Source organism: Parahaliea mediterranea (genome assembly GCF_017255185.1).
Lineage (GTDB): Bacteria > Pseudomonadota > Gammaproteobacteria > Pseudomonadales > Halieaceae > JAFKCZ01.
On sequence record NZ_JAFKCZ010000004.1, the window covers coordinates 153883 to 169399 of the forward strand.

Below are 15517 nucleotides of genomic sequence, written 5' to 3' on the forward strand. Positions count from 1 at the left end.
GCGATAAGGACGACAATATGACGTTAAAACACCTGTTTACCCTGCCGGCGCTGGCATTGTGCCTGGCGGCCGCCCTGGCGCGCGCCGGCGAGCCCGTCGACAAGTCGGTGATCGACAAGCTGCGCTCGGCCATGGAAGTCCCGAGCGTCGGACTCAAGATCGACACGGTTTCCACCAGCGAAATGCCGGGCATGTACGAGGTGCAGTTCAAGGACGGGCCGTTGGTCTACGCCACCGCGGATGGCAGTTATTTCGTGGTGGGCGACCTGTTCAGCGTGGGCCCCAAGGGTTACGTCAACCTGGCGGAGCAGCGCCGCGACAAAATGCGCCTGGAGCGCCTGGCCGGGGTGGAAAACAAGGACATGATCGTGTTCGCCGCCGAGGGCGAGACCCGGGGCCACATTACCGTGTTCACCGATGTCACCTGTTTCTACTGCCAGAAGCTGCACAAGGAGGTTCCCGAGCTCAACAAGCGCGGCGTGGAGGTGCGCTACCTGGCCTATCCCCGGGCCGGCCTGGGTTCCCCGGGCTTCCGCCAGCTGGCCAGCGCCTGGTGTGCCGACGATCCCCAGGGCGCGCTGACCCGCCTGAAAAACCGCGAGAACGTGCCCGAGAAAGTCTGCCCGGGCAATCCCGTCGCCAGGCAGTACAAGCTCGGCCAGGAGATGGGCGTGCGCGGTACGCCGGCCATCGTCACCGAGAGCGGCCAGATGATCCCCGGCTACCAGTCGGCGGACGAATTGATGGTGTCCCTGGGGCTGGAATAGCCCGAATAAGCGGCCTTAATACCGCGAATTCCACTGAATCCCCCTCCGCTCCGCCGGGCGCGTTGACAGCCCCCGGTGGACTGAGTACTGTTTCCCACCTTTTTTGACAATCCCGCCGCCCGCGAGCGGCCATTCGACCGGGTTCAAACGACGTGGAAAAACAGTTCCAGCGCATCCAGCGCCTGCCGCCCTATGTATTCAATATTATCGGTGACCTGAAGCAGCAGGCGCGCGCCGCGGGCGAGGACGTGATCGACTTCGGCATGGGCAACCCCGACCAGCCCACGCCGTCGCACATCGTCGACAAGATGGTGGAGACCGCCCAGCGCGGCGATACCCACCGCTACTCCCAGTCCAAGGGCATTCCGCGCCTGCGCAAGGCCATCTGCGACTGGTATCGCCGGCGCTACGATGTGGAGCTGGACCCGGAAACCGAGGCCATTGTGACCCTGGGCTCCAAGGAGGGCCTGGCCCACCTCGCGCTGGCCACCACCGGTCCCGGCGACGCGGTGCTGGTGCCCAACCCCTCCTACCCGATCCACCCCTACGGCTTTGTGATTTCCGGCGCCGATATCCGCCACGTGCCGATGGTCGGCGAGCGGGAGTTTTTCGAGGAGCTGGAAAACGCTATCCGCAACAGCTGGCCGCGGCCCAAGATGCTGGTGCTGAACTTCCCCTCCAATCCCACCACCCACTGCGTGGAACTCGACTTTTACGAGAAGGTGGTGGCGGTGGCCCGCGAGCACGGCATCTGGGTGGTGCAGGATTTGGCCTACGCCGACTTGTGCTTCGACGGTTACGAGGCGCCCTCGATCCTGCAAGTGGAAGGGGCGCGGGACGTGGCGGTGGAGTTCTTCACCATGTCCAAGAGCTACAACATGCCCGGCTGGCGGGTGGGTTTCTGCTGCGGCAACGCCGAGCTGGTGGGCGCCCTGGCGCGGATGAAGTCCTACCTGGACTACGGCATGTTCACCCCGATCCAGGTGGCGGCGATCGCCGCGCTGGAGGGCGACCAGAGCTGCGTGGCGGAAATCAACGCCATGTACCGCTCGCGGCGCGACGTGCTGTGCAGCGGTCTCAATTCCGCGGGCTGGCCAGTGGAACCGCCCCGTGCCACCATGTTCGTGTGGGCGCAATTGCCCGAGTTCTACCGCGAGATGGGGTCCCTGGAATTCAGCAAAAAGCTGTTGCAGGACGCCAAGGTGGCGGTGTCGCCGGGCGTGGGCTTCGGCGAGTACGGCGAGGGCTATGTGCGCTTCGGCCTGATCGAGAACGAGCACCGCACGCGCCAGGCGATCCGCAATATCCGTCGCATGTTCCGCCAGGACGGCGCCGTCGAGGCCTGAGGCGCGACACCGCGGGATGATCTTCGAGTGACTTCGAGCAACAACAACAGATAGGTGTAGATTGAAAGCCGTCAAAGTAGGAATTTGTGGCCTGGGTACCGTGGGCGGTGGCACGTTCAACGTACTGCGCGAGAACGCGGTGGAGATCGCCGCGCGCGCCCAGGCGCCCCTGGAAATCACGCTGGTGGGCGCGCGCCGCGACAACCCGCTGTGCGACCTCAGCGAAACACGGGTCAGCCGCGACATCTTCGAGGTGGCGCGGGACCCCGAGGTCGATATCCTGGTCGAGTTGATTGGCGGCACCACCGTGGCCCGCGAGCTGGTGGAAACCGCGATCCGCAATGGCAAGCACATCGTCACCGCCAACAAGGCGCTGATCGCGGAGTTTGGCAACGAAATTTTCGCCCTGGCGGCGGAGCACGGCGTCGCGGTGCGCTACGAGGCCGCGGTGGCCGGGGGCATCCCCATCATCAAGGCCCTGCGCGAGGGCCTGGCCGGCAACCGCATCGAGTGGCTGGCGGGCATCATCAACGGCACCGGCAACTTCATCCTCAGCGAGATGCGCGAGCATGGCCGCGAGTTCGCCGATGTGCTGGCCGAGGCCCAGGCCCTGGGTTACGCCGAGGCCGACCCCACCTTCGACGTGGAGGGCGTGGACGCGGCCCACAAGCTGGTGATCCTGGCCTCCATCGCCTTCGGCATTCCCCTGCAGTTCGAATCGGTTTACACCGAGGGCATCACCCGGCTCACACCCCAGGACATGGACTACGCCGAGGAGCTGGGCTACCGCATCAAGCACCTGGGCGTCGCCCGGCACGGCGCGGACGGCGTGGAGCTGCGGGTGCACCCGACCCTGATTCCCAAGGAGCGCCTGCTGGCCAACGTCAACGGCGTCAAAAACGCCGTGCTGGTGGAGGGCAGCGCCGTGGGGCCCACCCTCTATTACGGCGCCGGGGCCGGCGCCGCGCCCACTGCCTCGGCGGTGGTGGCGGACCTGGTGGATCTGGCGCGGGACATCAGCGCCAACCAGGTTAGCCGGGTACCGGCGCTGTCGGTGACGGACGACGCCCTGCGTGATTTGCCCATCGTGCCCATGGCCGACGTGGTCACGCCCTGGTACCTGCGCATGGAGGCCGAGGACAAGCCGGGGGTGCTGTCCCAGGTGGCGAGCATCCTCAGCGACCAGGGCATCAGCATCGAGGCCCTGATCCAGAAAGCCCCGGCGCCGGGCGCGACCCGGGTGCCGGTGATCCTGCTGACCAACCGCGCGGCCCAGGGCAAGGTGGACGAGGCGGCGGCGCGGATCGAGGCGCTGGACAGCATCAGCAACAGCATTTCCCGCATCCGCGTGGAAGTGCTGGACGGTTAGGCCGTACAACACAGGAAACAGCCGTGAAATACATCAGCACCCGGGGGCAGGCCCCCGCACTCAGTTTCGAGGAAGTCCTGCTCACCGGGCTCGCCGCCGACGGCGGGCTCTATGTGCCGGAAACCCTGCCGACCTTCTCGGCGCAGGAAATCCGCGACATGGCCGCGCTGGACTACCCGGCGCTGGCCCAGCGCATCATCGCCCCCTTCGTGGCCGACAGCATTCCCGAGGACGACCTGAAGGCGATCATCGTCGACACCTACGCCGCCTTCCGCCATGACGCCGTGGCGCCGCTGGTGCAGCTGGGCGCCAACCAGTGGGTGCTGGAACTGTTCCACGGCCCGACCCTGGCGTTCAAGGATTTCGCGCTGCAACTGCTGGGCCGCCTGCTCGACTACGTACTGGAGCGGCGCCACCAGAAAGTGGTGATCATGGGCGCGACCTCCGGTGATACCGGTTCCGCGGCCATCGAGGGCTGCAAGCGCTGCAACAACATCGATATCTTTATTTTGCACCCGCACCAACGGGTGTCCGAGGTGCAGCGGCGGCAGATGACCACCGTGGTGGGCGACAACATCCACAACCTGGCGGTGCAGGGTAACTTCGACGACTGCCAGGCGATGGTCAAGGCCAGCTTCGGCGACCGCGGCTTCCTGCCCGCGGACCGCAGCCTGGTGGCGGTCAACTCGATCAACTGGGCGCGCATCATGGCCCAGATCGTGTACTACTTTTACGCGGGGGTGGCGCTGGGCGCGCCGGATCGCCGGGTGGCCTTCTCGGTGCCCACCGGCAACTTCGGCGACATCTTTGCCGGCTACCTGGCGCGCAACATGGGGCTGCCGGTGGAGCGCCTGATCATCGCCACCAACACCAACGACGTGCTGCATCGGGTGATGACCACCCACACCTACGGCCGCCAGCCGCTGGAGCACACCCTGTCGCCGAGCATGGATATCACCGTGTCCAGCAACTTCGAGCGCCTGCTGTTCGACCTCTACGATCGCGACGGCGCCGCCATTGCCGGGCTGATGCGCGACTTCGACGCAGGTGATGTCCACTTCTCCGAGGCGGCCATGGCCCGCGCGTCGGCGCTGTTTTCCAGCCACCGGGTGTCCGACGAGGAGACCTGCGCGCAGATCGCCGCCACCTGGGAGCGCTGCGAATACCTGCTCGATCCGCACAGCGCCATTGGCGTCAACGCAGCGCAGAGCGCCGGGCTCGATCCGGCGGTGCCGGTTGTCACCCTGGCCACGGCCCATCCAGCCAAGTTCCCCGAGGCGGTGGCGAAGGCGGGGGTCGGCGACACGCCCGGCCTGCCGTTGCACCTGCGCGACCTGTTCGAGCGCCCCGAGCGCTGCGAGGTGCTGCCCAACGACCTGGCCGCGGTGCAGGCCTTCATGGCGGATAACCTCGGCGCCTGATGTCCGGCCCACGCGAGCACGGGGGCTGAGATGGAACGGCAAATCCGTCGCCGGCGAGCCGCCGACCCGGCGCCCCTGGAAGCGGCCGGCCTGCACCCCCTGCTGGCGCGGGTCTACCGCAACCGGGGCGCCGCCTCGGCCGAGGAGCTGGGCCTCGACCTGAAATCCCTGTTGCCCCCGACCCGGCTCACCGGCGCCGAGGAGGCGGCGGTGCTGCTCGCCGAGGCGCTGGCCGCGCGGCAGCGCATCCTGGTGGTGGGCGATTTCGACGCCGATGGCGCCACCAGCACCGCGCTGGCGGTGAGCACCCTGAGGGCCTTCGGCGCCGTCGATGTCGACTACCTGGTGCCCAACCGCTTCGACTACGGCTACGGCCTCACCCCGGAAATCGTCGACCTGGCGGCGCAGCGCGCGCCGGACCTGATCATCACCGTGGACAACGGCATCTCCAGTATCGAGGGGGTGGCGGCGGCCCGGGCGCGGGGTATTCGCACCCTGGTGACCGACCACCACCTCGCCGGCGCCGAGCTGCCCGCGGCGGAGGTGATCGTCAACCCCAACCAGCCGGACTGCGCCTTCCCCAGCAAGGCCCTGGCGGGAGTGGGGGTTATCTTCTATGTGATGATGGCCCTGCGGGCGGAGCTGCGCCGGCGCGACTGGTTCGGCGCCCGGGGCATCATTGAGCCCAATCTGGGCCAGGCCCTGGACCTGGTGGCCCTGGGCACGGTGGCCGACGTGGTGCCGCTGGATCGCAACAACCGCATCCTCGTCGACGCCGGACTCAAGCGCATTCGCGCCGGCCGCGCGCGGCCCGGCATCGCGGCGTTGCTGGAGGTGGCGGGCCGCGCCGCGCACTCCGTGGTGGCCTCGGACCTGGGCTTTGCCGCCGGGCCGCGGCTGAACGCCGCCGGCCGCCTCGACGACATGAGTATCGGTATCGAGTGCCTGCTCAGCGCCGATGCGGGCAATGCCCGCCGCATCGCCGGGGAGCTGCACCAGCTCAACCAGGACCGGCGCGCGATCGAGCAGGGCATGCAGCAGCAGGCGCTGACCATGCTGGAGTCCCTGGACCTGGACGAGGCCGGCCCGCCCATGGCGGTGACCCTCTACGAGCCGGACTGGCACCAGGGGGTGATCGGCATCCTCGCCTCGCGGGTCAAGGATCGCCTGCACCGTCCCACGATCGCCTTTGCCAATGCCGATGACGCGGGTCGCGAGATCAAGGGCTCCGCCCGCTCGATCCCCGGTATCCATATCCGCGACGTGCTCGACGCGGTGGCCACCCGCCACCCCGGCCTGATCAGCAAATTTGGTGGCCACGCCATGGCCGCGGGGCTCAGCCTGCCGCGCGAGCGCTACACGGACTTCAACACAGCCTTTGTCGAGGAAGTGGCCCGCCACGCGGGGGCGGTGGACCTGCAGGCGGTGGTGGAGTCCGACGGCGAGCTGCGTCCGGCGGATTTCGACCTGGACACCGCGGCCACCCTGCGCTTTGCCGGCCCCTGGGGCCAGCACTTCCCCGAGCCGGTATTCGATGGCCACTTCCGCATGGTCAGCCAGCGCCTGGTCGGTGAGCGCCACCTTAAGTTGGTGCTGGCCCTGCCGGACAGCGACACCGTGGTCGACGCCATTGCCTTCAACATCGACCCCGCGCAGTGGCCCGATGAGTCGGTGACCACGGTCCGCGCCGCTTACCGCCTGGACGTGAACGAATTTCGCGGCCAGCGCTCGGTGCAGCTGGTGATCGAACTGCTCGAACGCGCCCCTTGACCTTCTAGTGGCTGGAAGGTTTAAGCTTCCCGTCAGAGTCACTGGAAGGAGTGTCGCAGCCCATGAATATCTCGCAAGCGGCCCGCCAGAGCGGCCTCAGCGCCAAGACCATCCGCTACTACGAGCAGATCGGCCTGGTGATCCCCGCCGCAAGGGCCGACAACGGCTACCGCCAGTACCAGGAGAGCGATCTGGAAGAGCTGCTGTTCCTGTCCCGGGCCCGGCAGGTGGGTTTCGATCTGGGTGAGTGCCGGCAGTTGCTGGAACTGCTGCGCGACCACGGCCGCCACAGCGCACACGCCCGGGAGCTGGTGCTGGAGAAGGGCCGGCAGGTCCGCCGGCGCATCGAGGAGCTGCAGGCCATGCAGCGCCAACTGGACGACATGGCCCGTCGCTGCAACGGCGACGAGGGCCCGGAGTGCGCCATCCTCGACGACCTCTCGGGAACAACCTGTCCAGGAGCGGGGCACAAGCCACTGTAGGGTCGAATTCATTCGACCAGCCCCCGTTTGGCGGAATAAATTCCGCCCTACAAAGGGGCACAAGCCACTGTAGGGTCGAATTCATTCGACCGACCGCCGTTTGGCGGAATAAATTCCGCCCTACAAAGGGGCGCAAGCCACTGTAGGGTCGAATTCATTCGACCGCCCCTCCCCGCACGAACAGTGCGAAACAGGCGCATTTTCGGTTAAAATGCGCGCCTTTTTGACAGGAGTGCCCATCGTCATGGCAGAGACCAACGCCCTGCTGCAGACCCTCAAGGACATCGAGGCGCGCACCGACGTGCTTAGGGGGTATCTTTGACTTCGCCAACCGCAAGGACCGCCTCGCGGAGGTAGAGCTGGAGCTGGCCGAGCCCAGCGTGTGGGACGACCCGGACCGGGCCCAGGAGCTGGGCCGCGAGCGCGCCGCCCTGGAAGCGGTGGTCCACACCATTGAGCAGCTCGAGGCCGGCGCCGCCGATGCCGCCGACCTGCTGGAAATGGCCGCGGCGGAGGACGACGAGGATACCGTGCAGGAGGTCGCCGCCGACATCGACACCCTGGTGAAGTCCCTGGAACAGCTCGAATTCCGCCGCATGTTCAGCGGCGAGAACGACGGCAATAACGCCTTCCTCGACATCCAGGCGGGCTCCGGCGGCACCGAGGCCCAGGACTGGGCGGAGATGCTGCTGCGCATGTACCTGCGCTGGGGCGAGGCCCACGGCTTCAAGACCACCCTGGAAGAGGTGTCCGCGGGGGAGGTTGCCGGCATCAAGAGCGCCACCATCCACTTCGCCGGCGATCACGCCTTCGGCTGGCTGCGCACCGAGACCGGGGTGCACCGGCTGGTGCGCAAGTCGCCCTTCGATTCGGGCAACCGCCGGCACACCTCCTTCAGCTCGGTCTTCGTGTCACCGGAGATCGACGACAATATCGAGATCGAGGTCGACAAGTCCCAGGTGCGCGAGGATACCTACCGCGCCTCCGGGGCCGGCGGCCAGCACGTCAACAAGACCGACTCCGCGGTGCGCCTGACCCACGAGGCCAGCGGCATCGTGGTGGCCTGCCAGAGCGAGCGCTCCCAGCACCAGAACCGCGACAAGGCCTGGAAGATGCTGCGCGCCCGCCTGTACGAGCAGGAGATACTCAAGCGCAACGCGGCGAAGCAGGCCATGGAGGAGAGCAAGGCGGATATCGGCTGGGGCAGCCAGATCCGCTCCTACGTGCTCGATGACCAGCGCATCAAGGATTTGCGCACCAACGTCCAGACCAGCAATTGCCAGGCGGTGCTGGACGGCGATATCGACCCGTTTATCGAGGCATCGCTGAAAAGCGGGTTGTGAGGGCGGGTGGTTTGCGGAGTAATTCGGTCGAATGAATTCGACCCTACAGCGGGCAAGCACATCCCCCTGTAGGACCCGCAGGCCCCATGTAGGGTCGAATTCATTCGACCAAGGGAGGACCAGCCCGCCCCATGTAGGGTCGAATTCATTCGACCAAGGACGGGCCAGCCCGCCCCATGTAGGGTCGAATTCATTCGACCAAGGACGGGCCAGCCCGCCCCATGTAGGGTCGAATTCATTCGACCAAGGACGGACCAGCCCGCCCCATGTAGGGTCGAATTCATTCGACCAAGGACGGACCAGCCCGCCCCATGTAGGGTCGAATTCATTCGACCAAGGGCGGACCAGCCCGCCCCATGTAGGGTCGAATTCATTCGACCAAGGACGGACCAGCCCGCCTCATGTAGGGTCGAATTCATTCGACCAAGGACGGACCAGCCCGCCCCATGTAGGGTCGAATTCATTCGACCAAGGACGGGCCAGCCCGCCCCAATGTAGGGTCGAATTCATTCGACCAAGGACGGGCCAGCCCGCCCACATGTAGAGCCGAATGCATTCGGCCGATAACAGCGCGCCAAGCCGCGACCCTAGCAGGACAGACAACAGGCCTCCATCCGGGCCCATAACCCGGCCGGACAGACAGGAATTGGAAACTATGAGCGACGACCACAACATCCCCAGCGCGGAAGAGGAAAACAAGCTCATCGCCGAGCGGCGCGCCAAACTCGCCGCGTTGCGCGAGAGCGGTAACCCCTTCCCCAACGACTTCCGGCGCACCGCGCTGGCGGGCGACCTGCAGCGCGAGTACGGCGAACGCGACAAGGCCGAGCTGGAGGAGCTGAACCAGCACTATGCGGTGGCCGGGCGCCTGATCCGCAATCGCGGGGCGTTTTTGCTGATCCAGGACGGCTCCGAGCAAATCCAGCTGTACGTGAACCGCAAGGCCCTCGACGAGGACACCCTGGCGGCGATCAAGGCCTGGGACCTGGGCGACATCGTCGCCGCCGCCGGCCCCATCCATAAATCCGGCAAGGGCGATTTGTACATCAACATGGAGCAGGCGCGCCTGCTGACCAAGGCCCTGCGCCCGCTGCCCGACAAATACCACGGCCTGGCGGACCAGGAGCTGCGCTACCGCCAGCGCTATGTCGATTTGATCGTGAACGCCGAGTCCCGGGAGGTGTTCCGCACCCGTTCGCGGATTGTCGGCTTTATCCGCGACTACATGAACGGCCGCGCCTTCATGGAGGTGGAAACCCCCATGATGCAGGTCATCCCCGGCGGCGCCGCGGCCAAGCCCTTCGTCACCCACCACAACGCGCTGAATCTGGACATGTACCTGCGTATCGCCCCGGAGCTCTACCTCAAGCGCCTGGTGGTGGGCGGTTTCGAGCGGGTCTACGAGATCAACCGCAACTTCCGCAACGAGGGCCTGTCCACCCGGCACAACCCCGAGTTCACCATGCTGGAGTTCTACTGGGCCTACGCCGATCACAACGACGCCATGGACCTGACCGAGGACATGCTGCGCGAGCTGACCGCCAACGTGCTCGGCAACACCACGGTCGAGTACCAGGGCAGCAGCTACGACTTCGCCAGGCCCTTCGCGCGGATGACCGTGTTCGACGCCATCCTCCACTACAATCCGGATATCAAGGCGGACCAGCTGGGCGACGACCAGGCGGCGCGGGACATCGCCCGCGGCCTGGGTATCGAACTCAAGGACAGCTGGGGCCTGGGCAAGGTGCAGATCGAGATTTTCGAGAAGACCGTGGAGCACCGGCTCGACCAACCCACCTTCATCACCGCCTATCCGACCGAGGTCTCGCCCCTGGCGCGGCGCAGCGACGACGACCCCTTCGTGACCGAACGCTTCGAGTTCTTCGTCGGCGGCCGGGAAATCGCCAACGGCTTCTCCGAACTCAACGACGCCGAGGACCAGGCCGAGCGCTTTCGCGCCCAGGTGGCAGAGAAAGACGCCGGCGACGAGGAGGCGATGCACTACGACGCCGACTACGTGCGCGCACTGGAATACGGCATGCCGCCCACCGTCGGCGAGGGTATCGGCATCGACCGCCTGGTGATGCTGTTGACCGACTCGCCGTCGATTCGCGACGTGCTGCTGTTCCCGCACATGCGGCCCCAATAGCGGCGGTCCCGCGCGGCGATAGTGTTACACTGGGCGCGATGGCAAGGAAACGTGAGACGATGGCGACACTGACCAGGCAATTACCCGTGGCGATGCTGCTGGCGGCTGCCGGCCTGTTGCAGGCCTGCGCTACGGCGCCGGACGCCGAAATGGAAGCTGCGGTCTCCGAGCAACCGCAAGCGGTTCCCGAGCTCACCCTCAACCTGCCCAGGCAGCGCGAGGACTGCCGCTGCGTGGTCGACGCCGCGGAGACCGAGTCCCGCGACCTGACCTTCCTGGAGCGGGGCTACGCCGCCCTGGCCCGGGGCGAGCATATCGACGCGGTGCAGTACTTCCAGCGCTACCAGCGCCTGGAATCTTCCCCGGAAGCCGACTGGGAGGCGGCGATCGGCATCGCCTATGTCAGCATGTTGCCCGGCAGCCCGTTCTTCGACCCGGAAGCCGCGCGCACCAGCTGGGGCAGCCTGGAGGCGGCCTACAGCGGCAGCATGCAGGTGCACGAGCAGAGCCTGCTAATGCGCGACTCGCTGGAAGCCTTCATGCTGCTCGACCGGCACATCACCGCCCTGGAGGCCAGCAACGCCACCCTTCAGGAGGATCTCGCCAAGCGCGAGGAGGCCCTCAAGCGGCTGCGGGAGCTGACTCTCGGTCAGCGGGGAGCTCGACAGTAAAGGTCGCGCCCTTGCCGGGTTGGCTGCGCACCGCGATATCGCCGCCCATCAACTCGCTGTAATCCCTGCAGATGGCCAGCCCCAGACCGGTGCCGCCGTAGTTGGCGCTGGTGGAGGAGTCGGCCTGTACGAAAGCGTCGAAAATCCGCGCCTGCTGCTCCTGGTCCATGCCGATGCCGGTGTCGCTCACCGCGAATTCAAACCAGCCCTCGCGACCTGGCCGCGGCCGCGCCAGCAGGCGTATGTCGCCGCCCTCGGTGAACTTGCAGGCGTTGCTGAGCAGGTTGAAAAAGATCTGGCGGAATTTGGTGGCGTCGTTGTGCAGGGGGCGGAGGGTTTCAAGCCCCTCCAGGTGCAGGCGGTTGCCGCGCTCCAGCAACAGCGGCTGCATGGAATCGCACACCTGGCGCAGGATTTCCGCGGGGTCGAAGTCCTCGCAGTGCACCGACATCTTGCCGGTTTCGATCTTCGACAGGTCGAGGATATCGTTGATCAGTGACAGCAGCTGGCGGCCGGAGAGCACGATTTTGTCCAGGTCGCGCTGGAACTGCTCGCGGTCGACCTCGGCGTTGTCGTCCAGTTCGTCGTGCAGCATTTCGCTGTAGCCGATAATGGCGTTGAGCGGCGTGCGCAGTTCGTGGCTGACATTGGCCAGGAAGATACTCTTGGCGGCATTGGCCTCGTCCGCCGCTTCCTTGGCCTGGCGCACGTCGTAGATGGCGTTGCGCAGTTTGTCGGCCATGTCGTTGAAGGCCTTGGCCAGATCGCCCAGTTCGCCGCTGTCGTCGATGTTATTGATGCGGTAGTTCAGCTCGCCGCTGCCGATGCGCTGGGTGCCGGTTTTCAGCCGCTTGAGCGAGCGGTTGGTGTAGCGCACCAGGAAGAAGCCCAGGGTCGCGGTGAGAAAGATCGACGCCAGGAAGCCGATCACCGTGATGCGGTCGGTGAGGGCGATGGTGCGGTCGATGATATTGGCCCGCTGCACCGCGATGAACGCCTGGCGTTGCTCCAGCTCCTTCAGCCGCTGGTTGGCCTCCAGGAAGGGGATGGGGTCGTCCATGTCGGCGCGAAAGTCCGGGTCATTGTAGTTGCGGTAGTAGGCCAGCCAGCCGTCCAGCAGGGTGTTGCTGCTCTGCCACAGCTTTTGGTAGTGGTGCTGGGTGACCTCGTGGCTGAGATCGCCCAACTGCCTGATTTTGCCGCGAACGCTGGCGATATCGGCCTCCGCCTGGGCCAGCTCCCGCGGTTCGAGCGGGTCGCTGGTGGTTTCGCGCAGGGTGGCCAGTACCAGGATCTGCTGGCGCTGGTTGTCCAGCAGCTGCTCCACCTCGGTGGAAAGCTGCGCCGCGGTGACCGAGTTGCGGTAGGCGATCATGCTCTCGTTCCGCGCGTAGCTGCCCCAGAAATGGGTGCCCACGTTGGCCGCGAACAGGATCAGGATCGTGAACAGCGATAGTGTGAGTCGGCGGCGCAGGCTCATTCAGCGGAGAGCTTCTCTATTTTGGCCAGCAGGCCAGGGAAATCGATGGGCTTGGTGGCGTAGTCGTCGCAGCCGGCCTCGAGGGCGCTGCGGCGGTCGGCTTCCATGGCGTGGGCGGTGAGGGCGATGATCGGGATGTGGCGCAGGCGCGCGTCCTCGCGGGCCCGGCGGCAGGCGGTCCATCCGTCCATCACCGGCAGGTTCATGTCCATCAGCACCACCGCGGGAGCGGATTCCGCCATCAGTCGCAGCGCCTCGGCGCCGTCGCCGGCGGCGATCACCGCCAGCCCCGCGCGTTTCAGGCGCCGGGTCAGCATGTCGCGGTTGAGTTCGTTGTCCTCCACCAGCAGGACCGGGCGTGTCTCGCTCATGAGTTCGCCTCCAGCAGCCGGTGCACCACCACCGGTTGGTGAATGCCCTTGACCTTCAGGCTGCGGCGATCGCCGACGGCGTAGTGGCCGCTGAGTTTTTGCAGGGTGCTGTCGGCGACCAGGATCTCGCCGCCGGCGCAGTGGTCCTCGATACGCGAGGTGACGTTCATCGGGTGCCCCACGAAGCCGTACTTGCTGCGGCGCTCGGAGCCGATATTGCCGGCGATCACGCAGCCGGTGTTGAGGGCGATGCCGGTTTGTACCTCCGGCAGGCCCTCGGCCCGGTTCTCGGCGTTGATGCCGGCCATGGCCGCCTGCATGGCCTGGGCGCAGCGCACCGCCCGGTCGGCGTCGTCGTCGCGCTGTAGCGGGGCGCCGAACACCGCCAGGATGGCGTCGCCGAGAAACTCGTCGATGGTGCCCTGGTGGGCCATGATGATGTCGGTCATCGCCCCCAGGTAGCGGTTGAGCATGCGCACCACCTGGGCCGGCTCCAGGTGCTCGCTCAGGGTGGTGAAACCGCGGATGTCCGACATCATGATGGTCACCTCCCGCAAGTCGCCGCCCAGCTCCAGGCCCTCAGGGCGCTCGAGGATGTCGGTGACGATCTCGTCCGACAGGTACCGCCCAAAGGTGGCGCGGATGAATTTCTCGCTGCGCTCGAGCTGCTGCCGGTAGAGTTCCTCGCGGTCGTGCCAGCGCTTGCGCTCGATGCCCGCCTTGATGCGCGCCTGCAAAAGTACCGGGTTAAAGGGTTTGAACAGGTAGTCGTCGGCGCCGGCCTCGATGCAGTCGATGATGTCTTCCATGTCCTGGTGGCCGGAGATCACGATCACCGGCGTCGCGCGCCAGTCCTCGTGCTCCTTGATGCGCCTGAGCACCTCGCGGCCGTCCATTTCCGGCATCACCAGGTCCAGCAGCACCACGTCCACGTCGGATTGCTCCAGGGTGCGCAGGGCCTCCTCGCCGCTGGCGGCGGTCACCACCAGGTGGCCGGAGCGCGCCAGGTAGCGCGCCACCAGCTCGCGGTTCTCCCGGCGGTCGTCCACCGCGAGGATGAAGCCGGGTTCGGAGGTGATGGCGGGCCGGCGCGATACCGCCGAGGATTCCCCGCCGGCGTCGGCGGTGCGAATGGCCATCAGCAGGCGGGTCAGGCTGTCGCCCAGTTCCGCCTGGTGCGCGCCAACGTCCTCCTGCAGCATTTCGGCGTAGCCGCGGATCGCCGACAGCACGTTCATCAGGTCGTGGCGGCCCTCGCGGTCCTGGCCGCCGCCAATGACCCGTTCCAGGCGATCGGCGCTCTCGAACAGCTTGCCGAAATCCTCCCGGGCGTCGGCGTCGAGCGCGCTCTCCAGCCGGCCGTAGAATTCCCGCAGTTCGATCAGGGCGCGCAGCAGGGCGTCGCTCCAGAGGGATGAGGCCTGTGGGGAAATGCTGCTCACGCGTGGTTTTGTCCTGCAGTCGGTGCCGGGTTGTGAGTATAACGAGGCGCGTGGGGGTGTGGAAACGCCGGATTGATTCGTCACAGTGGTATAGGGGCGCCGTTTTGCGCCCCCACGGGTGCGCAATCATGGGACTTTGGGGTACTATTGGCGCGTAGCTACAGGGACTAGGCTCAACACGGGGCAGGTACAGAACGCATGTTGCAACAGGTAGAAATCTTTCAGGGCTTGTCCCGGGAAGAATTGGATGCACTGGCTTCCAGCAGTACCAGCAGGTCGTTCCCCAAGAATACGGTGGTCATCCACGAGAACGATCCTGCGGATTCGCTGTTCATTATCGAGAGCGGCAAGGTCAAGGTGTATTGCAGCGACAAGAACGGCAAGGAATTCATTATGAATACCCAGGGCGCCGGCGATTACTTCGGCGAACTGGCCCTGCTGGACGACTCGGTGCGCTCCGCCTCCGTGCGCACGGTGGAGAAGTCCTCGTTCTGCATCATCTACAAGGACGACTTCAGCCGGGTGCTGGACCAGTACCCGAACATCAGTCGCCAGCTGATCCGCAATCTCGCCCAGCGGGTGCGCAAGCTCACCGCCGACGTCAAGAGCCTGGCACTGCAGGACGTGTACGGCCGGGTGGCGAACGTGCTGATGGACCTCTCCGAGGAGCGCGGCGACGGCACGCTCTATATCCCGGAAAAGCTCACCCAGCAGGATATCGCCGACCGGGTGGGCGCCTCCCGGGAAATGGTGGCGCGCATCCTCAAGGACCTCACCATCGGCGAGTACATCCGCTTCGAGGGCCGGCATATCATAATTAATACTCGCTTACCGGCGAAATATTAGTCCTCTCCACCGGCCCGGGTGTCAATGCCGGGCCGCGCGACATTCTCCGGGAAAATTCCC

The 15517-nt window shown here is 66.1% G+C and carries 13 protein-coding genes; 10 read left to right on the forward strand and 3 right to left on the reverse strand.

Annotated elements, in window-relative coordinates; translation table 11 throughout:
- Nucleotides 1-17: 17 nt before the first annotated feature.
- The 9 genes from JYP50_RS05560 (at nt 18) to JYP50_RS05600 (ending at nt 11318) form a co-directional block, all read left to right on the forward strand.
- Nucleotides 18-767 carry a DsbC family protein gene (locus tag JYP50_RS05560; RefSeq protein WP_206559491.1) on the forward strand — a complete coding sequence of 250 codons (750 nt, stop codon included), beginning with the start codon at nt 18-20 and terminating at the stop codon, nt 765-767.
- Between the two features lie 152 nt (nt 768-919).
- Nucleotides 920-2113 carry an alanine transaminase gene (gene alaC, locus JYP50_RS05565; protein ID WP_206559492.1) on the forward strand — a complete coding sequence of 398 codons (1194 nt, stop codon included), beginning with the start codon at nt 920-922 and terminating at the stop codon, nt 2111-2113.
- A 61-nt stretch (nt 2114-2174) separates the two neighbouring features.
- Nucleotides 2175-3482 (forward strand): homoserine dehydrogenase, encoded by a 1308-nt coding sequence (locus JYP50_RS05570; RefSeq protein ID WP_206559493.1) that lies wholly within the window; start codon nt 2175-2177, stop codon nt 3480-3482.
- Between the two features lie 23 nt (nt 3483-3505).
- The gene (thrC, locus tag JYP50_RS05575; protein WP_206559494.1) at nt 3506-4903 is read left to right on the forward strand and encodes a threonine synthase; all 1398 of its coding nucleotides are present in this window, start codon (nt 3506-3508) and stop codon (nt 4901-4903) included.
- 30 nt (nt 4904-4933) lie between these two features.
- A complete protein-coding gene (recJ, locus tag JYP50_RS05580) occupies nt 4934-6673 on the forward strand; it encodes a single-stranded-DNA-specific exonuclease RecJ (RefSeq protein ID WP_206559495.1) in 1740 nt (579 codons plus the stop codon).
- Nucleotides 6674-6735: 62 nt separating this feature from the next.
- Nucleotides 6736-7155 (forward strand): Cu(I)-responsive transcriptional regulator, encoded by a 420-nt coding sequence (gene cueR, locus JYP50_RS05585; protein WP_206559496.1) that lies wholly within the window; start codon nt 6736-6738, stop codon nt 7153-7155.
- Between the two features lie 244 nt (nt 7156-7399).
- Nucleotides 7400-8498, forward strand: a protein-coding gene (prfB, locus tag JYP50_RS05590; protein WP_206559497.1) for a peptide chain release factor 2 whose coding sequence is annotated in 2 segments (ribosomal slippage) — nt 7400-7474 and nt 7476-8498 — 1098 coding nt in all. Because the reading frame shifts where the segments join, the coding sequence is not laid out codon by codon here.
- 655 nt (nt 8499-9153) lie between these two features.
- On the forward strand, nt 9154-10647 hold the full coding sequence (gene lysS / locus JYP50_RS05595; protein WP_206559498.1) for a lysine--tRNA ligase: 1494 nt from the start codon (nt 9154-9156) through the stop codon (nt 10645-10647).
- Nucleotides 10648-10706: 59 nt separating this feature from the next.
- Nucleotides 10707-11318, forward strand: a complete 612-nt coding sequence (locus JYP50_RS05600) for a hypothetical protein (protein WP_206559499.1) — start codon at nt 10707-10709, stop codon at nt 11316-11318.
- Here JYP50_RS05600 and JYP50_RS05605 read toward each other — a convergent pair.
- The 3 genes from JYP50_RS05605 to JYP50_RS05615 are packed head-to-tail and all read right to left on the reverse strand — an operon-like array spanning nt 11269 to nt 14611.
- Nucleotides 11269-12798, reverse strand: coding sequence for a sensor histidine kinase (locus JYP50_RS05605; protein ID WP_206559500.1), 1530 nt, complete (start codon nt 12796-12798; stop codon nt 11269-11271). The genes JYP50_RS05600 and JYP50_RS05605 overlap by 50 nt on opposite strands.
- Nucleotides 12795-13169 (reverse strand): response regulator, encoded by a 375-nt coding sequence (locus JYP50_RS05610; protein ID WP_206559501.1) that lies wholly within the window; start codon nt 13167-13169, stop codon nt 12795-12797. The genes JYP50_RS05605 and JYP50_RS05610 overlap by 4 nt, the downstream gene beginning before the upstream one ends.
- Entirely contained in the window at nt 13166-14611 is a 1446-nt protein-coding gene (locus JYP50_RS05615) for a response regulator (RefSeq protein WP_206559502.1), read from the reverse strand. Before JYP50_RS05615 ends, JYP50_RS05610 begins: the two co-directional genes overlap by 4 nt.
- Nucleotides 14612-14809: 198 nt before the next feature.
- On the opposite strand from JYP50_RS05615, the gene JYP50_RS05620 reads away from it, so the two are divergent.
- Nucleotides 14810-15457: a Crp/Fnr family transcriptional regulator gene (locus JYP50_RS05620; RefSeq protein WP_206559503.1), complete on the forward strand. Its 648-nt coding sequence runs from the start codon at nt 14810-14812 to the stop codon at nt 15455-15457.
- Nucleotides 15458-15517: the final 60 nt, after the last annotated feature.